Origin of the sequence: Pseudomonas sp. B21-017 (assembly GCF_024749245.1) — a bacterium.
In the GTDB taxonomy this organism is placed as follows: Bacteria; Pseudomonadota; Gammaproteobacteria; order Pseudomonadales; family Pseudomonadaceae; genus Aquipseudomonas.
Genome location: NZ_CP087194.1, coordinates 1,658,443 through 1,684,121 on the forward strand (window position 1 = coordinate 1,658,443; position 25,679 = coordinate 1,684,121).

Below are 25,679 nucleotides of genomic sequence, written 5' to 3' on the forward strand. Positions count from 1 at the left end.
GCGGGCAAACAGCGCAAAAAGAAACGGCCTCCCAAGTGGAGGCCGTTTTTCATTCCTGCATCCGGCTGCGCTTACGCCGTGCCCACTGCCGACTCACCCACCAGCGCCAATACATCATCACCAGACAATAAGCCAACGCCCCAAGCACCAGCCCCGTTACCACCGAACCCAGTAAAAACGGTTGCCACAAAGTCGAGAGCTCGCCGCTGATCCATGCCCAGGTCAACTCGTCCGGCAAACTCCTGGCGGGGACGTCCATCAACCAGGCGCCGGTCTGGTAGGTGCAGAAGAACACCGCCGGCATGGTGATCGGGTTGGTCAGCCAGACCAGGCTGACCGCTATCGGCATGTTGCCGCGCACCACGATGGCGAGGATGGCCGCCAACAGCATTTGCAACGGGATGGGCAGGAACGCCGCGAACAGGCCGACGGCCATGGCCCGCGCGACGGAATGGCGATTGAGGTGCCAGAGGTTCGGGTCATGCAGCAGGGTGCCAAGAAAGCGTAAGGATTTGTGTTCCCTGATGCTGGTCGGGTCTGGCATGTAGCGTTTGAATAAGCGCCGGGGCATAAGGCTTCTCGGTCGGTTAAGGTGGCAAGTATGTCTGGATTCTACGAACCGCCCATTCAGACTTTGTGACAATTGTTAACGACGCCTGTGCGGCGCGACGGCTAAGCCTAGGGAGGGGACTCTCAAGGACGGGCTTATGCGCACAGGGATGATGGCGCTGGCGTTGGGTCTGCTGGCCCTGCGTTTTTTGCCGGCACTGCCGCCGGCAGGGTTGTGGCTGTTGTTGCCGGTAGTGGGTTTGATGTTGTTGCCGTTTCGAACCTTTCCACTGGCATTTTGGTTGTTTGGCTTCAGTTGGGCGTGTGCGAATGCGCAGTGGGCGCTGGATGATCGCCTGGCGCTGAAGCTCGATGGCGAGACTCGCTGGGTCGAAGGCCGGGTTACCGGGTTGCCGCAGCAGGCCGAGGGTGTAGTGCGTTTCGAACTGACAGACAGTCAGTCGCGTCGCACCCAACTGCCCCGGCACCTGCGTCTGGCCTGGTATGGCGGGCCGCCCGTCAACAGTGGCGAGCGGTGGCGGCTGGCAGTCAAATTGAAGCGTCCTGCCGGGCTGCTCAACCCTCATGGTTTTGATTACGACGCCTGGTTGCTGGCCCAACGTATTGGCGCCACTGGGACCGTCAAGGACGGTCAGCGACTGGGGCAAGCGCAGTGGGCCTGGCGCGACGGCATTCGTCAGCGTTTGCAGGCCGTGGATGCGCACGGGCGAACGGGAGCGCTGACGGCGTTGGTGCTGGGGGACGGCGCCGGGCTGAGCCGTGAGGACTGGCAGGTGCTGCAAGACACCGGCACCGTGCATCTGTTGGTGATTTCCGGGCAACACATTGGTTTGCTGGCGGGGCTGGTGTATCTGCTGATCGCCGGGCTGGCGCGCTATGGCTTATGGCCTAGGCGCTTGCCGTGGCTGCCATGGGCGTGTGGGCTGGCGTTCGCGGCGGCGCTCGGTTATGGGCTGCTGGCCGGTTTCGAGGTGCCGGTGCGTCGGGCCTGCCTGATGATTGGTCTGCTGTTGTTGTGGCGGCTACGGTTTCGTCACCTCGGCGCCTGGTGGCCGCTGTTGCTGGCGCTTGACGGTGTTTTGCTGCTGGACCCGCTGGCAAGCCTGCAACCGGGTTTCTGGTTGTCCTTTGCGGCAGTAGCGGTGCTGATTTTCACCTTTGGTGGGCGATTGGGCCCGTGGCGTTGGTGGCAAACCTGGACCCGTGCCCAATGGCTGATCGCAATCGGTCTGTGCCCGCTGCTGTTGGTACTGGGGTTGCCGATCAGTCTCAGCGGGCCGCTGGCCAATCTTCTGGCGGTGCCCTGGATCAGCCTGCTGGTCTTGCCGCCGGCCTTGCTCGGAACGCTGCTGTTGCCCGTTCCCTATGTGGGCGAGGGGTTACTGTGGTTAGCTGGCGGTCTGATCGACCTTTTGTTCAAGGGGCTGGTGTTGGTGGCCGGGCAATTGCCCGCGTGGGTGCCGGTGGCGGTTCCGTTGTGGGTTTGGGCGTTCGGCGCGCTGGGCGCATTTCTGCTGTTACTGCCACCGGGGGTGCCGTTGCGCCTGCTGGGCTGGCCGATGTTGCTGTTGCTGGTTTTTGCGCCCCGGCACACGCTGCCTGAAGGCGTCGCCGAAATCTGGCAACTGGATGTCGGCCAGGGGTTGGCCATTCTGGTGCGCACCCGCCATCACACTCTGCTGTATGACGCCGGGCCACGGTTCGGCGATATCGACTTGGGTGAGCGGGTGGTGTTGCCAACATTGCGCAAACTGGGGGTGAATGGACTTGATCTGATGCTGATCAGCCATGCCGACGCCGATCACGCCGGCGGTGCGCGAGCGATTGCCAGCGGTGTGCCGGTGACTCGGGTACTGAGTGGCGACCCACTGGCCCTGCCGGAGGAGCTACATGCCGAGGGCTGCGAGAGCGGTCAACAGTGGACCTGGGACGACGTGCGGTTCCAGCTCTGGCAGTGGTCGTCGGCCAGCGACAGCAATCAGAAATCCTGCGTGCTGCACATCGAAGCCAACGGCGAGCGGTTGTTGCTGACCGGCGATATCGATACCGCGGCCGAGCGGGTGCTGCTCGAAGGTCCATTGGCGGTGCCGACGGACTGGTTGCAGGCCCCGCACCACGGCAGTCGCAGTTCATCTTCGATGGCGTTGCTCAGCGCTCTGCTGCCTAAAGCGGTGCTGATTTCCCGTGGCAACGGTAATTCTTTCGGTCATCCCCATCCCACAGTCGTGGCGCGTTATCAAAAGCGTGGCATGGCGATCTACGACAGCGCCGAGCAGGGTGCCATTCGTCTACAACTGGGGCGCTTCAAACCACCTTGGACGATGCTTCAGGAACGGCGTTTCTGGCGCGATCCGCCAGCATTGCGCCAGTAGCCCGCGTCATTAAAGCCCGACCGGATGCGACATCGCGGTCTTCGGTGCGCCCAACCCCTATGTTAGAGTGGCGCACTTTTTCGAGGGGACTGTCACTGTGTGGGAATTGGTCAAATCCGGCGGCTGGATGATGCTGCCGATCATTCTGAGTTCCATCGCGGCCATGGCGATCGTCGCCGAGCGTCTCTGGACCCTGCGCGCCAGCCGCGTGACCCCGGAGCACTTGCTCGGGCAGGTCTGGGTCTGGATCAAGGACAAGCAACTCAATAAAGAAAAACTCAAGGAGTTGCGCGCCAACTCTCCGCTGGGCGAGATCCTCGCTGCCGGTCTGGCGAACTCCAAGCATGGTCGCGAGATCATGAAAGAGTGCATCGAAGAGGCCGCCGCGCGGGTGATTCATGAGCTCGAACGTTACATCAACGCCTTGGGCACCATCGCCGCCATGGCTCCGTTGCTGGGGCTGCTGGGTACGGTGCTGGGCATGATCGATATTTTCAGTGCGTTCATGGGCACGGGCATGGGCACCAACGCCGCGGTGCTGGCCGGGGGTATTTCCAAGGCCTTGATCACCACCGCCGCGGGCCTGATGGTCGGTATCCCGGCCGTGTTCTTCCACCGCTTCCTGCAACGCCGGATCGATGAGCTGGTGGTGGGCATGGAGCAAGAGGCGATCAAACTGGTCGAGGTTATTCAGGGCGATCGCGACGTGGACCTGGCCGAGGGTAAAGCGTGAAGTTCCGTCGTAAACCACGGGAAACGGTAGACATTAACCTCGCGTCGCTGATCGACGTGGTGTTTATCCTGTTGCTGTTTTTCGTCGTGACCACCACCTTCACCCGTGAAACCCAGTTGCGCGTCGACCTGCCGGAAGCGGTCAGCGGCTCCCCGGCCGAAGACCAGCAGCTCAAGCAACTGGACATCGCCATCAGCGCCGACGGGGCGTATTCGGTCAATAACCAGCTGTTGCCGAAGAACGACCTCACCAGCCTGATGGAAGCGCTACAGAAAGAATCCAATGGCGACACCAATCTGCCTTTGTCCATCAGCGCCGATGGCAAAACCCCCCATCAGTCCGTCATCACCGCGATGGACGCTGCCGGCAAGCTCGGTTTCAGCCACTTGCGCATGACCACTGTCGAGGCGGCGCCGGCGTCCTGATGGCCATGTCCGATCGATTGCTCGCCGCATGGTACGAAGGTCATCCGGCGTTGAAGCTGTTGCAGCCTCTTGAATGGCTGTATCGACGCGTGGTCACTGGCAAGCGCGAGCGCTTTTTGGCGGGCGAGGGCGAGATCTATCAGTCGCCGGTGCCGCTGATCGTGGTCGGCAACATCACGGTGGGCGGCACGGGCAAGACGCCGCTGATTCTGTGGATGATCCAGCACTGCCAGCGCAGCGGTCTGCGGGTGGGTGTGGTCAGCCGTGGTTACGGCGCCAAACCGCCGCAATTGCCGTGGCGGGTCGCGGCGGATCAAGGCGCGGACGTGGCGGGCGATGAGCCGCTGTTGATCGTCCAGCGCACCGGCGTGCCGCTGATGATCGACCCGGACCGCAGCCGTGCGGTCAAAGCCTTGCTGGCGAGTGAGCCGCTGGACCTGATCCTCTCCGACGACGGTATGCAGCATTACCGGCTGGCTCGAAACCTGGAACTGGTGCTGATCGACGCCGCTCGCGGCTTGGGCAACCGCCGTTGTCTGCCCGCCGGACCATTGCGCGAACCGGTCGAGCGCCTGCAAAGCGTCGATGCAGTGCTGTACAACGGCGCTGCCAATGATCGCGAAGACGGTTTTGCCTTCCAGTTGCAACCCACCGAACTGGTCAACCTGCACAGCGGCGAACGGCGGCCTCTGGACCACTTTCCCGCTGGTCAGGCCCTGCACGCCGTGGCCGGGATCGGCAATCCCCGGCGTTTCTTCACGACCCTCGAAACGCTACACTGGCGGCCAGTGCCCCATGCATTTGCCGACCACGCCGAATACAGCGTGCAGGCCTTGAATTTCACACCGTCATTGCCAGTGGTGATGACAGAAAAGGACGCGGTGAAGTGCCGTGCCTTCGCCGCCGCCGATTGGTGGTACCTGGCGGTCGATGCTGCGCCATCGCCGGCCTTCGTGGCCTGGTTCGATACGCAGCTGATGCGCCTGTTGCCGGCTCGTCTTTTGCCTTAACTCCGTTTCTATCCAGGGAATGTACATGGACACCAAATTGCTCGACATCCTCGCTTGCCCGGTCTGCAAAGGCCCACTCAAGCTCAGCGCCGACAAAACCGAGCTGATCAGCAAGGGCGCCGGCCTCGCGTACCCGATTCGCGACGGCATCCCGGTGATGCTCGAAAGCGAAGCGCGCACCCTGACCACCGATGAGCGTCTGGATAAATGACCACAGCCTTTACCGTTGTCATTCCATCGCGTTACGCCTCCACCCGCTTGCCGGGCAAGCCGCTGCTGCTGATCGCCGGCAAGCCGATGATCCAGCACGTCTGGGAACAGGCGAGCAAAAGCAGCGCCCAGCGCGTGGTGGTTGCCACTGACGATGCGCGCATCGTCGAGGTCTGCAAGGGCTTTGGTGCCGAAGTGGTGCTGACTCGCGAAGATCACAACTCCGGCACTGACCGCCTGGCTGAAGTTGCGGCGAAACTGGGCCTGGCCCCGGACGCGATCGTGGTCAATGTTCAGGGCGACGAGCCGTTGATCCCGCCAAGCGTGATCGATCAGGTCGCCGCCAACCTGGCTGCTCACACCGAAGCACGCATGGCCACCCTGGCCGAGCCGATCGAAGACGTCGAAACCCTGTTCAACCCCAATGTGGTCAAAGTGGTCAGCGACCTCAATGGCCTGGCGCTGACCTTCAGTCGTGCCACCTTGCCGTGGGCTCGGGACGCGTTTGCCAAGAGCCGCGAGCAATTGCCGGAAGGCGTGCCATATCGCCGCCACATCGGCATTTATGCTTACCGTGCCGGCTTCCTTCAGGACTTCGTCACCTGGGGCCCGTGCTGGCTGGAAAACACCGAATCTCTGGAACAGCTGCGTGCCCTGTGGCACGGCGTGCGGATTCATGTCGCCGACGCGCTGATCGCACCGCCCACCGGCGTCGACACCGTTGAAGACCTTGAGCGCGTTCGTCGCCTGCTGGAGGCCTGATGCGGGTCCTGTTCGTCTGCCTGGGCAACATCTGCCGTTCCCCCACGGCTGAGGGCGTATTGCGGTGCAAGCTGCATGAGGCGGGGCTGGCCGATCAAGTCGAAGTGGCTTCTGCCGGCACCGGTGACTGGCACGTCGGCAAGGCCCCGGACAAGCGCAGCCAGGCTGCTGCGAAGCTGCGCGGCTACGACCTGTCCGCCCAGCGCGCCCAGCAAGTGACCCGCGCCGATTTCGCCACTTACGACCTGATTCTGGCGATGGACAACAGCAACCTGCGCCACCTCAAGGCCATGCAACCGGCCAAGGGCAAGGCCGAGCTGGATTTGTTCCTGCGTCGCTACCAGTCGGAAGTCGATGAAGTGCCGGATCCTTATTACGACGGCGACCAAGGCTTCGAACAGGTACTGGACCTGATCGAGCGCGCCAGCGATCTGCTGGTGATCGAATTGAAGGGACGGCTATGAGTTTGCAGGTTCAACCCCGGGTTTCGCTCAAACCGTACAACAGCTTTGGCGTGGACGTTCAGGCGCGGCTGTTTGCCGAAGCCCATAGCGATGCCGACGTGCGCGAAGCCCTGGCCTACGCGGTGGAACACGAAGTGCCGGTGCTGGTGATCGGTGGTGGCAGCAATTTGTTGCTGACCGCCGATGTGCCGGCACTGGTGTTGCGCATGGCCACACGGGGGATTCGCCTGCTGAGCGATGACGGCAACCAGGTGGTGATCGAAGCCGAGGCGGGCGAGCCGTGGCACCCGTTTGTGCAGCACACCCTGGCGCAAGGGTGGTCGGGGCTGGAAAACCTCAGCCTGATCCCCGGCACCGTCGGCGCGGCACCGATGCAGAACATCGGCGCTTACGGTGTCGAGATAAAGGACGTATTCGCCGGCCTGACAGCCCTCGATCGCCAGACCGGCGAGCTGCGGGACTTCACACTGGCCGAGTGTAACTTTGCCTACCGCGACAGCCTGTTCAAACAGGAGCCGGGGCGCTGGTTGATCCTGCGGGTGCGTTTCACCCTCACGCGCACCGCGCACCTGCACCTGGAATACGGCCCGGTGCGTCAGCGCCTGACCGAGCAGGGTATTGATCACCCGACGCCGACCGACGTCAGCCAGGCCATTTGCAGCATCCGCAGCGAAAAACTCCCGGACCCGGCGGTGCTCGGCAATGCCGGCAGCTTCTTCAAGAATCCGTTGGTGCCCGCCGCACTTGTGGCACAACTCAAGGGTGAATACCCGGATCTGGTGGCGTATGCGCAGCCCGATGGGCAAATGAAGCTAGCGGCGGGCTGGCTGATCGAACGCGCCGGCTGGAAAGGCTTTCGCGACGGCGATGCCGGTGTGCATAAATTACAGGCGCTGGTGCTGGTCAACTACGGCAGCGCAACGGGCCTGCAATTGCTGAATCTGGCGCAGCGCATTCAGAACGACATTGCAGAGCGTTTCAAGGTCGACCTGGAAATGGAACCCAACCAGTATTGAGGCTACGCTTCAGGCTGATTAAAAAGCCCTGCACATTTTCAAATGTGCAGGGTTTTTTTGTTAATGCTCAGTTAACTTAGCCAGCTAACGATGCAAGCATTTGCTCCATCAAAGGCCCGGTGCAGACGTCGCGTCTACATATGAGAGCCGATTAGCCTGAGTCGATCTGCGTGTAGTGAACCGCGAACCCCAAGCGGCAGATTGCTCGACCCCATAACCTCTATAACTATGCGGGCGTGCCCATGATTACCCTGAAACTCAATGGTCAAGATCATCAACTCGATGTCACCGAGGACATGCCGCTGCTCTGGGCGATCCGTGACGTGGCTGGCTACAACGGCACCAAATTCGGCTGCGGCATGGGCCTGTGCGGCGCCTGCACCATTCATATCGACGGCGCGCCAGCGCGCAGTTGCATCACACCGATCGGCTCGGTGGTCGGCCAGAACGTCAGCACCATCGACAACCTGCACACCGACCCGGTGGGCAAAGTCGTCCAGCAAGCCTGGCTCGACAGCGCCGTGGCTCAGTGCGGTTATTGCCAGGGTGGACAGATCATGTCGGCCACCGCGCTGCTGAAAACCAACCCGAACCCCAGCGACGAGCAGATTGAAGAGGCGATGGTCGGCAATATTTGCCGTTGCGGCACCTACAACCGGATCAAGACCGCCATCCGCCAGGCATCCACTCACCTGAAGGAGGCCAAGGCATGAGCCAGCTACCGAATGATTTTGCGCTGAGTAATCTCAGCCGCCGCGGTTTCCTCAAGGGCGTGGGCGCCACCAGTGCGCTGGTGCTGGCCGCCAGTTGGGGCTGGCAGGATGCATTAGCCGCCGAAAAAGAGCAGAAATTCGGTGCCGACGGCATGCCCAACGGCTGGATCGATGACCCGAAGGTTTACATCAGCATCGCCGCCGATGGCAGCGTGACGGTGATTTGCAACCGTTCGGAAATGGGCCAGGGCGTGCGCACCAGTCTGTCCATGGTGGTGGCCGATGAACTGGAAGCCGACTGGGCACAGGTCAAAGTGCAACAGGCGCCGGGCGATGAAGTACGTTTCGGCAATCAGGACACCGACGGCTCGCGCAGCATGCGTCATTGGTACGAGCCGATGCGCCGTTGCGGTGCTGCCGCGCGGACCATGCTTGAGCAAGCTGCCGCCGCGCAATGGAAAGTGCCGGTCAGCGAGTGCCATGCGCAACTGCACAAGGTCATCCATAAATCGACTGGCCGTGAATTGGGCTACGGCGCGTTGGCCGCAGCAGCCAGTGCGCTTACGGTGCCGGCTCGCGACAGCCTGCGGCTCAAGCAGCCGTCGGAGTTTCGCTACATCGGCAAGGAAGGCACCAAGGCCATCGACGGTGCGGACATCGTCAACGGTCGCGCGGTCTACGGCGCCGATGTGCATTTCGACGGCATGCTTTTCGCCACCATCGCCCGTCCGGCGGTCTACGGCGGCAAGGTCAAATCCTTCGATGCCAGCGCTGCGATGAAAGTCCCGGGGGTGATCAAGGTTCTGCAAATCGAAAGCCGTCCATTGCCGTCCGAGTTCCAGCCTCTTGGCGGTGTGGCTGTGGTGGCCAGCAACACCTGGGCGGCGATCAAGGGTCGCGAAGCGCTGAAGATCGAGTGGGATGACGGCCCCAACGCCAGTTACGACTCGATCACCTACCGCAAGGAACTCGAAGCCGCGTCGCTCAAGCCCGGCAAAGTGGTGCGCAACACCGGCAACATCGACCAGGCCGTGAGCGCTGCCGACAGCACCCTTGAAGCTTCTTACTATCTGCCGCACCTGGCGCAATCGCCGATGGAGCCGATGGTCGCCATCGCCCGTTTCAAGGACGGTGTGTGTGAGGCCTGGGCGCCAAGCCAGGCGCCGCAAGTCACCCGCGAGCGGATTGGCGAGCGCCTGGGCATTCCGTTCGATAACGTCACGTTCAACGTCACCTTGCTCGGCGGCGGTTTTGGTCGTAAGTCCAAGCCGGACTTCGTGGTTGAAGCGGCGATCCTGGCCAAGGAATTCCCGGGCAAAGCGGTGCGGGTGCAGTGGACCCGTGAAGACGACATCCACCACTCGTATTTCCACACCGTGTCTGCCGAATACCTCAAGGCCAGTCTGAACAAGGACGGCTTGCCGTCTGGCTGGCTGCACCGCACGGTGGCGCCAAGCATCACCGCGCTGTTCGCGCCGGGGATGAACCATGAAGCGGCTTTCGAGCTGGGCATGGGTTTTACCAACATGGCTTATGCGATCCCCAGCGTGCGCCTGGAAAACCCTGAAGCAGCGGTCCACACGCGGGTCGGCTGGTATCGCTCTGTGTCGAACATCCCTCATGGCTTTGCGATTCAGTGCTTTTTCGATGAACTGGCGCATAAGGCCGGCCAGGACCCGCTCAAATACCAGATCAAGCTGCTTGGCCCGGACCGTCAGATCGATCCGCGTACCTTGAGTGAAGAGTGGAACTACGGCGAATCCCCCGAGCGGTATCCGATCGATACCGCGCGGATGCGCACCGTGCTGGAAACCGCCGCTAAAGCCGCCGGATGGGGGCGTAAGCTACCCAAGGGCCGTGGCTTGGGCCTGGCGGTGCATTACAGCTTTGTCACTTATGTGGCAGCCGTGATCGAAGTCGAAGTCAAAGACGATGGCACGCTGATCGTGCACAAAGCCGACATCGCCGTGGATTGCGGCCCGCAGATCAACCCCGAGCGAATTCGCTCGCAGTTCGAAGGCGCCTGCGTCATGGGCCTGGGCAACGCGGTGCTGGGGGAAATCAGCTTCAAGGACGGCAAGGTCCAGCAGGACAACTTCCACATGTACGAAGTGGCGCGCATGTCCCAGGCACCGAAGGAAGTCGCCGTGCACCTGGTCACGCCACCGGGCAATGTACCGTTGGGCGGGGTCGGTGAGCCGGGCGTGCCGCCGATTGCGCCAGCGCTGTGCAACGCGATCTTCGCGGCCACCGGCAAGCGCATCCGTGACTTGCCGGTTCGCTATCAGCTGCAAGGCTGGCAGAAGGCTGACGCCTGATGGACAGCGTCGATCTGGACGTCCTGCGCAGCGTGCTGGAATGGCGCCGCGCCGGTCAGCGGGTGATGTTGTACAGCGTGGTTCAGACCTGGGGTACCGCGCCCCGGGCACCTGGCGCCATGCTGGCCTTGCGTGAAGACGGCGTGGTGATTGGTTCGGTGTCCGGTGGCTGTGTCGAGGATGACCTGATTGCCCGGCTGCACGATGGCCGTATCCCGGCCGATGGGCCTCCGGTGCAGTTGATTACTTATGGCGTCACTCGTGAGGAGGCCGCGCGGTTTGGTTTGCCCTGCGGCGGCACGTTGCGCCTGACCGAGGAGCGCGTCGGCGATCCGGCGTGGGTCGCCCAGTTGCTGGCGCGCTGCGAGGCGCATGAAATTGTTGCGCGCTCGCTGGATATTGCGACCGGTGAAGTGGTTCTGCAGTCGGCGAACAAGCACGATGTGCTGAGTTTTGATGGCAACACACTGCGCGCCATTTACGGCCCGCGTTGGCGATTGTTGTTGATCGGCGCGGGGCAGCTATCGCGGTATGTCGCCGAGATGGCGCGGCTGCTGGATTTCGAAGTGCTGATCTGCGATCCGCGCACCGAGTTCGTCTACGGCTGGGAAGAACAACACGGTCGCTTCGTTCCGGGCATGCCCGACGAAGCAGTGCTGACCATCCAGACCGACGAACGCACCGCCATCGTCGCGCTCACCCACGATCCGCGCCTGGATGACATGGCGCTGCTCACGGCCCTGGATTCCAGGGCATTTTATGTCGGTGCGCTGGGTTCGCGAGTCAACAGTCAGAAGCGCCGGGACAACCTGGCTCAGCTAGGCTTGTCCCAACAGGCCATCGAACGCTTGCACGGCCCGATCGGCTTGCACATCGGCAGCCATACTCCGGCGGAAATCGCCTTGTCGCTGCTGGCCGAGATTGTGGCGATCAAGAACGGCATCGAGCTCAAGCAGAAAAGGCCGTTGCAGGAGGGCGTATGAGTGACTCCATTGGCGTTATCGTTCTAGCCGCCGGGCAGGGCAGCCGGTTTCGACAGGTAGCGGGTGACGATAAGGACAAGTTGCTGGTGGACTGCACCGCCCGTGATGGCATCACCGTGCACTCAATGATCGAGCAGGTGCTGGTGAATCTGCCAACCACACTCGAGAAGCGTGTGCTGGTCACCACCGCGGACCGCCCGCAAGTGATTCGCATGGCGCAGGCTTATGGTTGCGAAATTGTGCGAATCGAGACGACCGGCCTGGGCGACAGCATTGCGGCGGGTGTGGCGGCCTGTTCGCACCTCGATGGCTGGCTGATCATGCTGGGGGATATGCCGTTTATCCTGCCGTCGAGCATTGAACAGGTCGTTGCGGCCATTGCGGATGACGCCATCAGCGTGCCGGTGCATGAAGGGCAATATGGGCATCCGGTGGGGTTCGGGCGAAGCTTCGGTCCGGGATTGATGGCGTTGACCGGCGATCAGGGCGCCAAGTCACTGTTTGCGCAGGCGAGGGTGGTCGAGGTGGCGGTGGAGGATCCGGGTGTGTTGTGGGATGTGGACATACCAGAGAGGTTGGTCTTCGCCTGATGCACCGCCATCGCGGTTTTCCTGCGAAGACACCGACATAAAAAAAGCCCCGCCTGGGATCGCCAGGCGGGGCTTTTTAGTGGCCGATGGAATCAGGCGAGGGGTTTAGGCTCGTGCTCTTTTTCCAGGGCTTGCTCGTGTTGCTCTACCGCTTCTTGAACGGAGCGCGGTGCTTCGTCGATCACGGATTCAACCGGCTCGGCAGGCACTTCAGCGGCCGGGGCAGGGGCTGCCTCGACGACTTCAGCAACAACCGGTGCTGGCTCGGCAGCGGCCGGAGCAGCAGCGGCAGCCAGTTCGGCTTCCTTCTGCAGACGCTCGGCTTCACGCTTGCGACGACGTACTTCACGTGGGTCGTTCGGCGCACGGCCACTTGGGGTCAGAGCGCTGACAGGAGCGGCTTCGACCACGGGTGCAGCTTCGGCAACCACCGGTGCTTCAAGCAGCGGAGCAGGCTCGGCAGCCGCAACCACTGGCTCGGAGACCGTGGCTTCTGCCGCTGGGGCTTCAGCAACCGGAGCCTCAGCGACTGGCGCTGGAGCTTCGACAGCAACCGGTGGCTCGGCAACCCAGTTGAACGTGGTTTGTTCTTCACGAACTTCGCGTACCTGTTCAGCCACTGGTGCTTCAACGACAGGTTCTGCAGCAACCACTGGTTCGGCGGCAGCTTCAACTTCAGGCTGTGCTTCACGAACCGGGGCCACTTCGATTTCCGGAGCGGCGATGACTTCCACCGGCGTGCTCGCTTCAACCACTGGCGCTTCAACCGGAGCGGTTTCCAGAGTGGCAGCAGTAGCGCGTTCGGCTTGCTCGTTGGCTTGTGCTTCAGCAGGTGCGCTGATCACGGTGCTGGCAACGGCTGCGGTAACAGCCAGGCCGGCGGCCAGATCGGCAGCGCTTGGCGCTTCGGCGTTTTCAGTGGATTCGGACTCTTCCGAACCTTCGATCACGTTGCCATTGGCATCGCGCTGACGCTCACGACGGTTGCTGCGACGACGCTGGCCACGGGAGCGGCGGCGTGGACGATCGCCTTCGGCGACTTCCTGACCATCTTCCTGCAGTTGCTCTTCGTTGGTTGGCAGCTCTTCTTCGGCAGCGGCAGCAGCGGCTTGCTCGGTGCGTGGTTGACGTTCTTCACGCGGTGGGCGTGGAGCGCGCTCTTCGCGTGGCTGACGGGCCGGACGCTCTTCAGCGGTGGCAGCGGCGGCCGGAGCGGCATCCAGAGGCTCACGCAGTTCACGAACCGGACGTTCTTCACGATCGCCACGTGGCTTGCGATCTTCACGCGGTGCGCGCGGTGCACGTTCTTCACGAGGGGCACGTGGAGCGCGTTCTTCGCGGGCGACTGCTGGCGTTTCTTCGCGGGCTTCGCGTGGTTGACGCTCTTCGCGTGGCTCACGTGGTGCGCGCTCTTCACGCGGTGCACGTTCCTCACGAGGCTTGCGCTCTTCATCGCGGCGACCGTTACGGTTGCGGCTCTGCTGACGACCGTTGCGACGCTCTTCGTTGCGGGCAGGGCGCTCGGTAGTCGCTGGTTTTTCAACCACGACCGGCGCAACTGGCTCTTCCTTGGTCGCGAACAGGCTGATCAGCGACTTCACCAGGCCCTTGAACAGGCTTGGCTCAGGCGCGGCAACCGGCGCAGCTACTGGGGCGGCGACGACTTCGGTCGGCACCGGAGCATTGGCGCGAGCCGGTGCAGTCTTGACTGCGGCTTCCTGGCGAACCAAGGTGCGGGTCGCGGCGGCTGGCTGGACTTCTTCGACTTCCGCAGCGGCAGCAGCGATCTCGTAGCTGGACTGGTTGATGCTGGCTTCCGGGCTGTCATCACGCAGACGCTGAACTTCGAAGTGCGGCGTTTCGAGGTGATCGTTCGGCAGAATGACGATGCGGGCGCGGGTGCGCAGTTCGATCTTGGTGATCGAGTTGCGTTTTTCGTTGAGCAGGAACGCTGCCACCGGGATCGGCACTTGTGCGCGAACTTCGGCGGTGCGGTCTTTCAGGGCTTCTTCTTCGATCAGGCGCAGGATCGCCAGCGACAGCGATTCAACGTCACGGATGATGCCGGTGCCGTTGCAACGCGGGCAAACGATGCCGCTGCTTTCGCCCAGCGATGGACGCAGGCGCTGACGGGACATTTCCAGCAGGCCGAAGCGCGAGATGCGACCGACTTGCACGCGGGCGCGGTCGGCTTCCAGGCATTCGCGGACTTTCTCTTCCACGGCGCGCTGGTTCTTGGCAGGGGTCATGTCGATGAAGTCGATGACGATCAGGCCGCCGATGTCGCGCAAGCGCAACTGACGGGCGATTTCTTCGGCGGCTTCAAGGTTGGTCTGCAGAGCGGTTTCTTCGATGTCGCTGCCTTTGGTGGCGCGCGCCGAGTTGATGTCGATGGACACCAGGGCTTCGGTCGGATCGATGACGATGGAGCCGCCGGAAGGCAGTTCGACGACGCGCTGGAAGGCGGTTTCGATCTGGCTTTCGATCTGGAAGCGGTTGAACAGCGGAACGCTGTCTTCGTACAGCTTGATCTTGCTGGCGTACTGCGGCATCACCTGGCGAATGAAGGTCAGGGCTTCGTCCTGGGCTTCAACGCTGTCGATCAGCACTTCGCCGATGTCCTGGCGCAGGTAATCGCGGATGGCGCGGATGATCACGTTGCTTTCCTGGTAGATCAGGAACGGCGCGGCGCGGTCCAGCGAGGCTTCTTTGATGGCGGTCCAGAGTTGCAGCAGGTAGTCGAGGTCCCACTGCATTTCTTCGCTGCTGCGGCCAAGGCCGGCAGTGCGAACGATCAGACCCATGTCGGCCGGTGCAACCAGGCCGTTGAGGGCTTCACGCAGTTCGTTGCGCTCTTCACCTTCGATGCGACGGGAGATACCGCCGGCACGCGGGTTGTTCGGCATCAGAACCAGGTAACGACCGGCCAGGCTGATGAAGGTGGTCAGGGCGGCGCCCTTGTTGCCACGTTCTTCTTTTTCGACTTGAACGATGACTTCCTGGCCTTCGCTCAGGACGTCCTTGATGTTGACGCGGCCTTCGGGAGTTTTCTTGAAGTATTCGCGGGAGATTTCTTTGAGGGGCAGGAAGCCGTGGCGCTCAGAGCCGAAATCGACAAAGGCAGCCTCAAGGCTTGGTTCGATGCGAGTAATCCGGCCTTTATAGATGTTGGCCTTCTTCTGCTCGCGTGCACCGGATTCGATGTCCAGGTCGTAGAGGCGTTGGCCATCTACCAGTGCAACACGCAACTCTTCAGGTTGAGTCGCGTTAATCAGCATTCTTTTCATGTAGTACCGTCGGTTTCCGGGCTGCCGGAAACGGCGTTCGGCACACACGACTTCTCACGGTCGGTGTCAGGTGCGTCGGGAGTGGTTGGCCATTCCCGTGTCCAGCGATGTCCGACCAATTGGGCCGGTATCGCGACGTACGCGTCCTGCTTGCTGTGGCTACTTAAGCACTCAGTCAGGAGGAGGAATCAACCGGCGGCTGTGGACGAGATGAAGCGTCTTGATAAAGCCTATTGCTACACAGTCCAGCGGTTGTGCATCTCCACCCTACACGTATCCCTGATAATTCGGGTGCTGCCGCGCGCAGAATCCGCAGCGGGTTGGCATTTACCGTGAGCTCCGAAAGGGGAGGTCACGCATCATGGCTAATTTAGGCGTTGTTTCCGAAGCGTTCGCTCGGGGTCGTTTGCAGCTGACTGCACTTTGTGAACTGGCCGTGAATATTTGCTCGGAAGGCGAGTGAAAACTCTGCTTTGCGGCATGATTCAGGCCTTATGTCACCTGCGCTTGTTACAACTGCAAACTCTGCCGTTACGTAGCGAAAGCCCCGTAGGACGGCCTCTCGTCCTCGTGAATTGCGTTGGTCAGGGCCGGTTTTTGACCGTTAGTCCGCTGTCCAGGCCACTTTTGGCGGCGTTCGCGACTATAGCAGCAATGATTAAGTGCTTCAATTCCATAAAAAATTGTTATCATCCGCACCATGACGACTACTGCCCCTTCGACCCCAGGCGTACAACTGCTTGAGGTCTCGCCGGAATATGCCGGCCAACGTATTGATAACTTCCTTCTCGCTCGGCTCAAAGGCGTGCCCAAGACCTTGATTTACCGCATTTTGCGTAAAGGCGAAGTGCGGGTGAACAAAGGTCGGATCAAGCCCGAATACAAGCTGCAGGCGGGCGACATCGTGCGCGTGCCGCCGGTTCGCGTGCCCGAACGCGACGAGCCCGTGCCGCTGGCGCAGGGGCTGCTGCAGCGGCTCGAGGCCTCGATTGTCTATGAAGACAAGGCGCTGATCGTGATCAACAAGCCCGCTGGCATCGCGGTTCACGGCGGCAGCGGCTTGAATTACGGCGTCATCGAAGCCTTTCGTCAGTTACGTCCTGATGCAAAAGAGCTCGAGTTGGTTCACCGCCTCGACCGGGACACGTCCGGCCTGCTGATGATCGCCAAAAAGCGCAGCATGTTGCGTCACTTGCACGCCGCATTGCGCGGTGATGGCGTCGACAAGCGCTATATGGCGCTGGTGCGCGGCAACTGGGCGACCTCGATCAAACAAGTCCGTGCGCCGTTGCAAAAGAGCAATCTGCGCTCCGGCGAGCGCATGGTCGAAGTCGACGAAGAAGGCAAGGAGGCTCTTACCGTGTTCAAGGTGCTGCGCCGCTTCGGTGACTTTGCCACCATGGTCGAAGCCAAGCCGATCACCGGTCGCACTCACCAGATTCGCGTCCATACTTTGCATGCCGGGCATTGCATCGCCGGCGACACCAAGTACGGCGATGAAGATTTCAGCAAGGAAATTCGTGACCTGGGCGGCAAGCGTCTATTCCTGCATGCCTACATGCTGACCGTGCCGCTGCCTGATGGCGGCGAGCTGAAGTTGCAGGCACCGGTCGACGAGATGTGGGCCAAAACCGTGGAGCGATTGAGTGCGCCCATCTGATTACAAGCTGCTGATTTTCGATTGGGACGGTACGCTCGCAGACTCCATTGGTCGGATTGTCGAGGCGATGCACGTGGCGTCCAGGCGCTCCGGCTTCCCGTTGCGCGATGATTTTGCGGTCAAAGGCATTATCGGTCTCGGGTTGCCGGAGGCGATTCGGACTTTGTATCCCGAGATCGGCGATGGCGAGCTTATGGCTTTCCGTGACTATTATGCGGAGCACTACATCGCGGCAGAGGCTGTTCCTTCGCCGTTGTTCGAGGGCGTGCTTGAGTCGATGGAGGCGTTTCGTGCTGACGGCTATCACCTGGCGGTTGCCACCGGCAAGGCTCGGCGCGGGCTGGACCGGGTGCTGAAAGCTCACGGCTGGGAAGATTATTTTGATGTCACTCGCGCAGCCGATGAAACGGCCAGCAAGCCCCATCCGTTGATGCTTGAGCAGATTCTCGCCCATTGCGAGGTTCGTCCGGAGCAGGCGCTGATGGTCGGGGATTCGTCCTTCGATCTGCAGATGGCGCGCAACGCCGGCATGGATTCGGTGGCGGTCAGCTATGGCGCTCAATCGATTGAGGCGTTGCAGCAGTTCGAACCGCGGCTGTCCATTGATCGTTTTTCAGAATTGCGCGCCTGGCTGAGTCAGCGGGCATAACGGTTTTTTGCAGGGGTAAATGTCATGACCGACGAATGGAAAGCACCCGCCAAGGCGAGCGCGGAGAGCGGTGACGAAAAAAGCTGGAAGCTGCTGGAAAAGACCCTGCTGGCCAGTGTGCAGGAGCATCGCCGATCCCGTCGCTGGGGGATTTTCTTCAAGCTGCTGACCTTTGCATATCTGTTGCTTGCGTTGTTCTTGTTCTCGCCGCTGATGGATATGGAAAAAAGCGCCACTCGCGGTTCCGCTTACACGGCGCTGATCGATATAACCGGCATGATCGCCGACAAAGAACCGGCGAGTGCCGATAATATCGTAGGCAGTCTGCGTAAAGCCTTCGAGGACAACAAGGTCAAGGGTGTGATCCTGCGGATCAACAGTCCGGGCGGCAGTCCGGTGCAGTCGGGTTATGTCTATGACGAGATTCGTCGTTTGCGCGGCTTGCATCCGGATACCAAGGTTTACGCGGTGATCTCGGATCTGGGAGCTTCTGGTGCCTATTACATTGCCAGTGCGGCAGATCAGATCTATGCCGACAAGGCGAGCCTGGTGGGTTCCATTGGTGTGACCGCGGCCGGTTACGGTTTTGTCGGCACCATGGAAAAATTGGGTGTCGAGCGTCGTACCTACACCTCTGGCGAGCACAAATCATTCCTCGATCCGTTCCAGCCGCAGAAGCCTGAAGAAACTCAGTTCTGGCAGGGTGTGCTCGACACCACTCATCAGCAGTTCATCAGTAGCGTCAAGAAGGGGCGTGGCGATCGTCTCAAGGACAAAGATCATCCGGAGCTGTTCTCCGGGCTGGTCTGGTCCGGTGAGCAGGCGTTGCCGCTGGGCTTGATTGATGGTCTGGGCAGTGCCAGTTCGGTGGCGCGTGACGTGATTGGCGAGAAAGAGCTGGTGGACTTCACTATCGAGGAGTCGCCGTTTGATCGCTTCTCGAAAAAGCTCGGTGCCAGCGTGGCTGAGCATTTGGCAATGTGGATGGGCTTCCAGGGGCCGGCGTTGCGCTGATCGTTGTCTGCATAAGAAACCGGCCTGCGTGGCCGGTTTTTTTGTGCGCGCGCAGCGGTTCAGGGTATTTGCACGCCTTCAGCCAGTAACATGTCAACCAGGCGAATCAGTGGCAGGCCGATCAGGCTGGTGGCGTCAGGGCCTTCGGTGCTTTGAAACAGGCTCACCCCTAATCCTTCAGCCTTGAAGCTGCCAGCGCAGTCGTAGGGCTGTTCGGCGTGCAGGTAGCGTTCGATGCGTGCTGCGTCGAGTGCGCGCATGTGCACGGTAAACGGCACGCAGTCGACCTGGCAGTGGCCGGTCTGGCTGTTGAGCAATGCCAGCCCGGTGAGGAATGTCACACTGGCACCGCTCGATGCGAGCAGTTGTTCGCGGGCCTTTTCGAAGCTGTGTGGCTTGCCGATAATTCGCTGGCCAAGTACCGCGACCTGGTCCGAGCCGATGATCAGGTGAGCAGGATGACTGGCGGTAAGTGCCCGGGCTTTTTCTTCGGCGAGGCGCTTTACCAGTTCGATGGCTGACTCGTTCGGGCGATGGCTTTCGTCAATATCCGGCGAGCTGCAAGTGAACGGCAGCTGCAGGCGGGCCAGCAATTCCCGGCGATAAACCGAGCTTGAAGCGAGTAATAAAGGCAGCATGCGCATCTCCAAAGGGCAAGGGGCGAATTCTAACGCAGGCTCAAGTGGCGGACAGGGCTGAATTTCCTTTGACATGGCTGGGGGCATCCCTATAATGCTGCGCCTATGTTGAATGACCCGATTCCACCTCACGTTGACCCGCGCAAATTGGCTGACCGTGGCACCACCCTTCAAGGTGAAATGCTGCTGGCCGATTTGGAGAGACTCTGCGACCCGCTTTCCGACAATGTCGGTACGGTGCAGGCTAAATTCGTTTTTGAACGAGATGAACGTAAGTCTGTGGTAATCCACAGCTTTATCGACACCGAAGTCAAAATGGTTTGCCAGCGTTGTCTTGAGCTGGTCACCCTGCCGATCCATAGCGAATGCAGTTATGCTGTGGTGAAGGAGGGTGCGAATACCCAGTCGTTGCCGAAAGGTTATGACGTGCTGGAACTGGGCGAAGATCCATTGGATCTGCAGTCACTGATCGAGGAGGAGCTTCTGCTCGCCTTGCCCATTGTGCCTGCTCATCATCCGGAAGAATGCCAGCAGCCGGCGGGAGCAGATGAGCCCGAACCGAGCGAGGACGAGGTAACGCGGTCCAACCCGTTCAGTGTATTGGCGCAGTTAAAGCGTGACCCAAACGTTTAGGAGTTAATCAATTATGGCTGTTCAGCAGAACAAAAAATCCCGCTCTGCCCGTGACATGCGTCGTTCGCACGATGCTCTCGAGGCTAGCACCCTGTCTGTAGAAAAAACCACCGGTGAAGTTCACCTGCGTCACCACGTATCGCCAGAAGGCGTATACCGTGGCCGTAAAGTGATCGACAAGGGCGCTGACGAGTAATCCTTGTCCGCTCAAGTCATCGCGATTGACGCAATGGGCGGGGACTTCGGTCCCCGCAGCATTGTTCAGGCCAGCCTTGCTTGTCTGTCAGCTACGCCCTCGCTGCACCTGACCCTTGTCGGTCAACCCTCCCTACTTGAAGAACTGATCGCTGGCCAATCGGCTGCGGATCGCTCGCGCCTGTCGATTGTGCCGGCGTCCGAAGTCATCACCATGGACGAAAAGCCTGCCCAGGCCCTGCGCGGCAAGCCTGATTCGTCGATGCGCGTTGCGCTGGAGTTGTTGCGTGATGGCAAGGTCCAGGCGTGCGTCAGTGCCGGCAATACCGGTGCGCTGATGGCGTTGTCGCGGTTTGTGCTCAAAACCTTGCCGGGGATCGATCGGCCGGCCATGGTCGCCGCCATTCCGACCGAGAAAGGTTTCTGCCAGTTGCTCGATCTGGGCGCCAATGTCGATTGCAGTGCCGAGCATCTGTTGCAGTTTGCGGTGATGGGGTCTGTGGCGGCGCAAGCCCTGGGCGTCGTTCGTCCACGGGTCGCGTTGCTGAATATCGGCACCGAAGACATCAAGGGCAATCAGCAAGTCAAGCTGGCGGCGACCCTGCTGCAAAATGCGCGTGGCCTGAACTACATCGGGTTTGTCGAGGGCGACGGTTTGTACCGTGGCGAGGCGGATGTGGTGGTGTGTGACGGCTTCGTCGGCAATATCCTGCTCAAATCCAGCGAAGGCCTGGCGACCATGATCGCCGGGCGCATCGAGGCCCAGTTCAAGAAAAATTTCGCGTCGAAACTGGTAGGCGCACTGGCGCTGCCGCTGATGAAGCGCTTGCAGGCCGAGCTGGCGCCGGCACGCCATAACGGCGCAAGTTTTCTCGGTTTGCAGGGAATTGTCGTGAAAAGTCATGGTTCGGCGGGGGTTCAGGGCTTCCAGAGTGCGATTCAGCGCGCCTTGATCGAGATCCAGGAAAACTTGCCGGAACGTCTTCATGGGCGCCTGGAAGATTTGTTGCCTTAGGCGTTTTCGTCAGACAATGCTTAAATGTGACCGCTCAGTTCAATGAGCCATCCAACTGTCAGTTTCTTGCGTTCCCCTGGCGGGACGTCAATTCTCCGACGACAAGATCATTAGGGGCTTGTTACATGTCTGCTTCCCTCGCATTCGTCTTTCCAGGACAGGGTTCGCAGTCCCTCGGCATGCTGGCCGAGTTGGGCGCGCAACACCCGGTGGTCCTTGAAACATTCAAAGAAGCTTCCGATGCTCTGGGTTACGACCTGTGGGCGCTGACCCAGCAAGGGCCGGAAGAACTACTCAATCAAACCGATAAAACCCAACCGGCCATTCTGACCGCCTCGATCGCCTTGTGGCGTCTGTGGCTGGCTGAAGGCGGCGCGCGTCCGGCTTACGTTGCCGGTCACAGCCTGGGTGAATACAGCGCCCTGGTGGCTGCGGGCAGCCTGAGCCTGGGCGCCGCGGTGAAGCTGGTAGAGCGTCGCGGTCAATTGATGCAGGAGGCCGTTCCGGCCGGGCAGGGCGGCATGGCCGCTATCCTCGGTCTGGACGATGCTGATGTGCTGGCAGCCTGCGCCGAAGCGGCGCAAGGTGAAGTGGTCAGCGCAGTCAACTTCAACTCGCCGGGCCAGGTAGTGATTGCCGGCGCCAAGGCTGCGGTCGAACGCGCCATCGAAGGCTGCAAGGCGCGTGGTGCCAAGCGCGCCATGCCGTTGCCGGTCAGCGTGCCGTCCCACTGCGAGTTGATGCGTCCGGCCGCCGAGCGATTCGCCGAGTCGATCGCAGCGATCGACTGGCAGGCGCCGCAGATTCCGGTAGTGCAGAACGTCAGTGCCGACGTACCAGCCGATCTGGAAACCCTCAAGCGCGATCTGCTTGAGCAGCTTTACAAGCCTGTGCGCTGGGTCGAATCGGTCCAGGCACTGGCTGCCAAGGGCGCGACCCAACTGGTCGAGTGCGGTCCGGGCAAGGTCCTGGCCGGTCTGAACAAACGTTGCGCTGAAGGCGTGTCGACCTCTAACCTCAATACCCCAGATGCTTTCGCTGCCGCCCGTGCAGCGCTGGTCTGATCAAGGAGAAGCTTGCATGAGTCTGCAAGGTAAAGTTGCACTGGTCACCGGTGCCAGCCGTGGTATCGGCCAGGCTATCGCTCTGGAGCTGGGTCGTCAGGGTGCCATCGTTGTTGGCACAGCGACCTCCGCATCGGGTGCCGAGCGTATCGCCGCCACTCTGAAAGAAAACGGTATTCAGGGCACTGGCCTGGAACTCAATGTCACCAGCGACGAGTCCGTAGCGGCCGTGCTGGCGAGCATTCAGGAGCAGTTCGGTGCGCCGGCGATCCTGGTCAATAATGCCGGTATCACCCGCGATAACCTGATGATGCGCATGAAAGATGACGAATGGCATGACGTTGTCGACACCAACTTGAACAGTCTGTTCCGCCTGTCCAAGGGCGTTTTGCGCGGTATGACCAAAGCCCGTTGGGGACGAATTATCAGTATTGGCTCGGTTGTGGGTGCCATGGGCAACGCAGGCCAAGTAAACTACGCAGCCGCCAAGGCCGGTCTGGAAGGTTTCAGCCGTGCGCTGGCGCGTGAAGTCGGTTCGCGTTCGATTACGGTAAACTCGGTGGCCCCAGGGTTCATCGACACCGATATGACCCGTGAACTGCCCGATGCGCAGCGTGAAGCCTTGCAGACGCAAATTCCGCTGGGTCGTCTGGGGCAAGCTCAAGAGATCGCATCTGTGGTCGCTTTTCTTGCGTCCGACGGTGCGGCTTACGTTACTGGGGCTACAATCCCGGTGAACGGCGGGATGTACATGAGTTAAATGTGACGGATTGCTTCAAAAAAATGTCATACGAGCTGTCTAAAATCCGTTATAAAGCTGCAATCTATTTTATCGGCAGAGGGCCGCAGGGTTTGAGGAGTGAAGCTTTCAGTTGAAAAACTGAAAAGTCTTTCTATACACTTACCCACTGGCCAGCTGCCTGAATTTGTCCATTAGGAGTGAAAACAAGGTATGAGCACCATCGAAGAGCGCGTCAAGAAAATCGTTGCTGAGCAACTGGGCGTTAAAGAAGAAGAAGTGGTCAACACCGCTTCCTTCGTTGAAGACCTGGGTGCCGACTCCCTTGACACCGTTGAGCTGGTGATGGCTCTGGAAGAGGAATTCGAGACCGAAATCCCTGACGAAGAAGCTGAAAAGATCACTACTGTACAAGCAGCAATCGACTACGTTACCAGCCATCAGGCGTAATAGTTTTTAGTCGTCGCTCGCTGTCATGGAAAAACCGCACTGCCATCATGGCGTGCGGTTTTTTCTTTAGGCCTTGTGCGAAGTCGTCATTTGAAAAAAGGAGAGTGCTGTGTCGCGTAGACGCGTCGTAGTCACCGGTATGGGTATGTTGTCGCCACTGGGCACGGATGTGCCGAGCAGCTGGCAGGGCATTCTGGCTGGCCGCAGTGGCATTGGTCTGATCGAACACACCGACCTTTCTGCCTATTCCACCCGCTTTGGCGGCTCGGTAAAGGGCTTCAATGTCGAGGAATACTTGTCGGTCAAGGAAGCCCGCAAACTCGACCTGTTCATTCAATACGGTCTGGCTGCAGGTTTTCAAGCCGTGCGTAACGCAGGTCTTGAGGTTACCGACGCCAATCGCGAGCGTATCGGCGTGGCCATGGGGTCGGGTATTGGCGGTCTGACCAATATCGAAGACACCAGCCGCACACTGCATGATTCCGGCCCACGGCGGATTTCTCCGTTTTTCGTGCCTGGCTCGATCATCAATATGATTTCCGGTTTCCTGTCCATTCACTTGGGTGCACAGGGACCTAACTACGCCATCGCCACGGCGTGTACCACCGGTACGCACTGCATTGGCATGGCGGCACGTAACATCATGTACGACGAAGCCGACGTAATGATCGCCGGTGGCGCCGAGATGGCTGCATGTGGTCTGGGCATGGGCGGCTTTGGTGCCTCCCGCGCACTGTCGACCCGCAACGACGAGCCGGCCCGTGCCAGCCGTCCATGGGACAAGGGTCGTGATGGCTTCGTGCTGTCCGACGGTGCCGGCGCACTGGTTCTCGAAGAGCTGGAGCACGCCAAGGCCCGTGGCGCGACCATTTACGCCGAGCTGATCGGTTTCGGCACCAGTGGCGATGCCTACCACATGACCTCGCCACCGGCCGATGGCGCGGGTGCTGCGCGTTGCATCACCAATGCCTTGCGCGATGCGAAGATCAATGGTGATCAGGTGCAGTACATCAATGCCCATGGCACCTCGACCTCGGCTGGCGACCTCGCCGAAGCCTGTGCAATTAAATCGGTGTTCGGCGATCACGCCTACAAGCTGGCCGTCAGTTCGACCAAGTCCATGACCGGTCACCTGCTGGGTGCCGCAGGGGCGGTCGAGGCGATTTTCAGCGTGCTGGCAATCAACAGTCAGGTAGCCCCGCCGACCATCAACCTCGATGAGCCGGACGAAGGCTGCGACCTCGACTTCGTACCCCACACCGCGCGCGGCATGGATATCGACGTGGTGCTGTCCAACTCCTTCGGATTTGGCGGTACCAATGGCTCGCTGGTGTTCCGCCGGTTCGCTGACTGATGGACAGCTGGGTCGACGGTCAACCGGCTGACGCTTTGTCGCTGAAAGATCGCGGCCTGGCTTACGGCGATGGTCTGTTCGAGACCATCGCCGTCAAGGGCGGGCAGCCGTTGTTGCTGGATCGACATTTGTCGCGTCTGGCCGAGGGCTGTTCGCGCCTGGCGATTGCCGCCGATCATGAGCTGATCCGCGCGGAGCTGCTGGCCTATGCCGCCGCACTGGGCGAGGGCGTGCTCAAACTCATCCTCACCCGCGGCGACAGCCTGCGCGGTTACGCCCCCGATCCCTCGGCCCAGGCCCGGCGCATTCTGCAAGGCAATCCTCCTGCTGCCTATCCGGCTGTGCATGCGAAGCAGGGCGTGCGCCTGTTCCCTTGTACAACACGGCTTTCCAAGCAGCCATTGCTTGCCGGTCTCAAGCACCTGAATCGTCTGGAGCAGGTTATCGCCCGTTCCGAATGGCAGGACACCGAGCATGCTGAAGGCTTGATGCTGGATCAGGTCGGGCGGGTGATCGAAGGTGTGTTCAGTAATCTGTTCCTGGTGCGCGATGGCGTGCTGGTGACCGCCGATCTCAAACGTTGTGGCGTGGCAGGCGTGATGCGTGCCGAATTATTGTTTCAAGCCGAGTCATTGGGGATTCCCACACAAATCATCGACATTACCCTCGAACAGCTGCAATGGGCTGATGAGGTCTTTGTCTGCAACAGCGTTTATGGCGTTTGGCCGGTGCGCGCCTATGCCGCACTGAGCTGGCCGGTTGGGCCGCTCACCCGTAAACTCCAAACCATTGCCCGTGCGCTACTGGATGCCTGA

At 60.8% G+C, this 25,679-nt stretch carries 26 protein-coding genes; 23 read left to right on the forward strand and 3 right to left on the reverse strand.

Annotation, left to right across the window (positions count from 1 at the left end):
• Nucleotides 1–49: 49 nt before the first annotated feature.
• The gene (locus tag LOY28_RS07310) at nucleotides 50–571 is read right to left on the reverse strand and encodes a DUF2062 domain-containing protein (protein ID WP_018926237.1); all 522 of its coding nucleotides are present in this window, start codon (nucleotides 569–571) and stop codon (nucleotides 50–52) included.
• Between the two features lie 136 nt (nucleotides 572–707).
• Here LOY28_RS07310 and LOY28_RS07315 point away from each other — a divergent pair, with 136 nt between their 5' ends.
• The 12 genes from LOY28_RS07315 to LOY28_RS07370 all read left to right on the forward strand — a co-directional run bounded on the left by LOY28_RS07315 (nucleotide 708) and on the right by LOY28_RS07370 (nucleotide 12,166).
• The gene (locus LOY28_RS07315) at nucleotides 708–2,942 is read left to right on the forward strand and encodes a DNA internalization-related competence protein ComEC/Rec2 (protein ID WP_258613279.1); all 2,235 of its coding nucleotides are present in this window, start codon (nucleotides 708–710) and stop codon (nucleotides 2,940–2,942) included.
• 97 nt (nucleotides 2,943–3,039) lie between these two features.
• Nucleotides 3,040–3,675: a MotA/TolQ/ExbB proton channel family protein gene (locus LOY28_RS07320; RefSeq protein ID WP_007941964.1), complete on the forward strand. Its 636-nt coding sequence runs from the start codon at nucleotides 3,040–3,042 to the stop codon at nucleotides 3,673–3,675.
• Nucleotides 3,672–4,100, forward strand: coding sequence for a biopolymer transporter ExbD (locus tag LOY28_RS07325; RefSeq protein ID WP_018926235.1), 429 nt, complete (start codon nucleotides 3,672–3,674; stop codon nucleotides 4,098–4,100). The genes LOY28_RS07320 and LOY28_RS07325 overlap by 4 nt, the downstream gene beginning before the upstream one ends.
• Nucleotides 4,100–5,110, forward strand: coding sequence for a tetraacyldisaccharide 4'-kinase (lpxK, locus tag LOY28_RS07330; protein WP_018926234.1), 1,011 nt, complete (start codon nucleotides 4,100–4,102; stop codon nucleotides 5,108–5,110). Before LOY28_RS07325 ends, lpxK begins: the two co-directional genes overlap by 1 nt.
• A 25-nt stretch (nucleotides 5,111–5,135) precedes the next feature.
• The gene (locus LOY28_RS07335; protein WP_003179363.1) at nucleotides 5,136–5,321 is read left to right on the forward strand and encodes a Trm112 family protein; all 186 of its coding nucleotides are present in this window, start codon (nucleotides 5,136–5,138) and stop codon (nucleotides 5,319–5,321) included.
• The gene (gene kdsB / locus LOY28_RS07340; protein WP_258613280.1) at nucleotides 5,318–6,082 is read left to right on the forward strand and encodes a 3-deoxy-manno-octulosonate cytidylyltransferase; all 765 of its coding nucleotides are present in this window, start codon (nucleotides 5,318–5,320) and stop codon (nucleotides 6,080–6,082) included. Before LOY28_RS07335 ends, kdsB begins: the two co-directional genes overlap by 4 nt.
• Nucleotides 6,082–6,546: a low molecular weight protein-tyrosine-phosphatase gene (locus tag LOY28_RS07345; protein WP_258613281.1), complete on the forward strand. Its 465-nt coding sequence runs from the start codon at nucleotides 6,082–6,084 to the stop codon at nucleotides 6,544–6,546. Before kdsB ends, LOY28_RS07345 begins: the two co-directional genes overlap by 1 nt.
• On the forward strand, nucleotides 6,543–7,562 hold the full coding sequence (gene murB / locus LOY28_RS07350; protein WP_018926231.1) for a UDP-N-acetylmuramate dehydrogenase: 1,020 nt from the start codon (nucleotides 6,543–6,545) through the stop codon (nucleotides 7,560–7,562). The genes LOY28_RS07345 and murB overlap by 4 nt, the downstream gene beginning before the upstream one ends.
• Before the next feature lie 242 nt (nucleotides 7,563–7,804).
• Complete coding sequence (locus LOY28_RS07355; protein WP_018926230.1) at nucleotides 7,805–8,275, forward strand: (2Fe-2S)-binding protein; 471 nt, start codon at nucleotides 7,805–7,807, stop codon at nucleotides 8,273–8,275.
• The gene (locus LOY28_RS07360) at nucleotides 8,272–10,593 is read left to right on the forward strand and encodes a xanthine dehydrogenase family protein molybdopterin-binding subunit (protein ID WP_258613282.1); all 2,322 of its coding nucleotides are present in this window, start codon (nucleotides 8,272–8,274) and stop codon (nucleotides 10,591–10,593) included. Before LOY28_RS07355 ends, LOY28_RS07360 begins: the two co-directional genes overlap by 4 nt.
• On the forward strand, nucleotides 10,593–11,576 hold the full coding sequence (locus LOY28_RS07365; protein WP_258613283.1) for an XdhC family protein: 984 nt from the start codon (nucleotides 10,593–10,595) through the stop codon (nucleotides 11,574–11,576). Before LOY28_RS07360 ends, LOY28_RS07365 begins: the two co-directional genes overlap by 1 nt.
• Entirely contained in the window at nucleotides 11,573–12,166 is a 594-nt protein-coding gene (locus LOY28_RS07370) for an NTP transferase domain-containing protein (protein WP_258613284.1), read from the forward strand. The genes LOY28_RS07365 and LOY28_RS07370 overlap by 4 nt, the downstream gene beginning before the upstream one ends.
• 92 nt (nucleotides 12,167–12,258) lie before the next feature.
• Here the strand turns inward: LOY28_RS07370 and rne are convergent, their stop codons facing one another.
• Entirely contained in the window at nucleotides 12,259–15,453 is a 3,195-nt protein-coding gene (gene rne, locus LOY28_RS07375) for a ribonuclease E (RefSeq protein WP_258613285.1), read from the reverse strand.
• A gap of 700 nt (nucleotides 15,454–16,153) precedes the next feature.
• Between rne and rluC the strand changes: the two genes are divergently transcribed.
• The 3 genes from rluC to sppA are packed head-to-tail and all read left to right on the forward strand — an operon-like array spanning nucleotide 16,154 to nucleotide 18,776.
• Nucleotides 16,154–17,113, forward strand: a complete 960-nt coding sequence (rluC, locus tag LOY28_RS07380; RefSeq protein ID WP_007941997.1) for a 23S rRNA pseudouridine(955/2504/2580) synthase RluC — start codon at nucleotides 16,154–16,156, stop codon at nucleotides 17,111–17,113.
• Nucleotides 17,100–17,762: an HAD-IA family hydrolase gene (locus LOY28_RS07385; protein ID WP_018926225.1), complete on the forward strand. Its 663-nt coding sequence runs from the start codon at nucleotides 17,100–17,102 to the stop codon at nucleotides 17,760–17,762. The genes rluC and LOY28_RS07385 overlap by 14 nt, the downstream gene beginning before the upstream one ends.
• A gap of 24 nt (nucleotides 17,763–17,786) precedes the next feature.
• On the forward strand, nucleotides 17,787–18,776 hold the full coding sequence (gene sppA, locus LOY28_RS07390; RefSeq protein WP_064616586.1) for a signal peptide peptidase SppA: 990 nt from the start codon (nucleotides 17,787–17,789) through the stop codon (nucleotides 18,774–18,776).
• 59 nt (nucleotides 18,777–18,835) lie between these two features.
• Here sppA and LOY28_RS07395 read toward each other — a convergent pair whose 3' ends face one another.
• Nucleotides 18,836–19,414 (reverse strand): nucleoside triphosphate pyrophosphatase, encoded by a 579-nt coding sequence (locus LOY28_RS07395; protein WP_018926223.1) that lies wholly within the window; start codon nucleotides 19,412–19,414, stop codon nucleotides 18,836–18,838.
• 105 nt (nucleotides 19,415–19,519) lie between these two features.
• Between LOY28_RS07395 and LOY28_RS07400 the strand changes: the two genes are divergently transcribed.
• From LOY28_RS07400 to pabC, 8 genes are all read left to right on the forward strand, one after another.
• Entirely contained in the window at nucleotides 19,520–20,047 is a 528-nt protein-coding gene (locus LOY28_RS07400; RefSeq protein ID WP_007942001.1) for a YceD family protein, read from the forward strand.
• A gap of 13 nt (nucleotides 20,048–20,060) precedes the next feature.
• The gene (gene rpmF / locus LOY28_RS07405; RefSeq protein WP_003179396.1) at nucleotides 20,061–20,243 is read left to right on the forward strand and encodes a 50S ribosomal protein L32; all 183 of its coding nucleotides are present in this window, start codon (nucleotides 20,061–20,063) and stop codon (nucleotides 20,241–20,243) included.
• A 3-nt stretch (nucleotides 20,244–20,246) separates the two neighbouring features.
• On the forward strand, nucleotides 20,247–21,257 hold the full coding sequence (gene plsX, locus LOY28_RS07410; RefSeq protein ID WP_018926222.1) for a phosphate acyltransferase PlsX: 1,011 nt from the start codon (nucleotides 20,247–20,249) through the stop codon (nucleotides 21,255–21,257).
• 125 nt (nucleotides 21,258–21,382) lie between these two features.
• Nucleotides 21,383–22,321 carry an ACP S-malonyltransferase gene (gene fabD / locus LOY28_RS07415; protein ID WP_026286430.1) on the forward strand — a complete coding sequence of 313 codons (939 nt, stop codon included), beginning with the start codon at nucleotides 21,383–21,385 and terminating at the stop codon, nucleotides 22,319–22,321.
• Nucleotides 22,322–22,337: 16 nt separating this feature from the next.
• Nucleotides 22,338–23,081, forward strand: coding sequence for a 3-oxoacyl-ACP reductase FabG (gene fabG / locus LOY28_RS07420; protein ID WP_064616588.1), 744 nt, complete (start codon nucleotides 22,338–22,340; stop codon nucleotides 23,079–23,081).
• 192 nt (nucleotides 23,082–23,273) lie between these two features.
• Nucleotides 23,274–23,510 carry an acyl carrier protein gene (gene acpP, locus LOY28_RS07425; RefSeq protein WP_003175607.1) on the forward strand — a complete coding sequence of 79 codons (237 nt, stop codon included), beginning with the start codon at nucleotides 23,274–23,276 and terminating at the stop codon, nucleotides 23,508–23,510.
• A 109-nt stretch (nucleotides 23,511–23,619) separates the two neighbouring features.
• Entirely contained in the window at nucleotides 23,620–24,864 is a 1,245-nt protein-coding gene (fabF, locus tag LOY28_RS07430) for a beta-ketoacyl-ACP synthase II (RefSeq protein WP_026286429.1), read from the forward strand.
• Nucleotides 24,864–25,679 (forward strand): aminodeoxychorismate lyase, encoded by an 816-nt coding sequence (pabC, locus tag LOY28_RS07435; RefSeq protein ID WP_064616590.1) that lies wholly within the window; start codon nucleotides 24,864–24,866, stop codon nucleotides 25,677–25,679. The genes fabF and pabC overlap by 1 nt, the downstream gene beginning before the upstream one ends.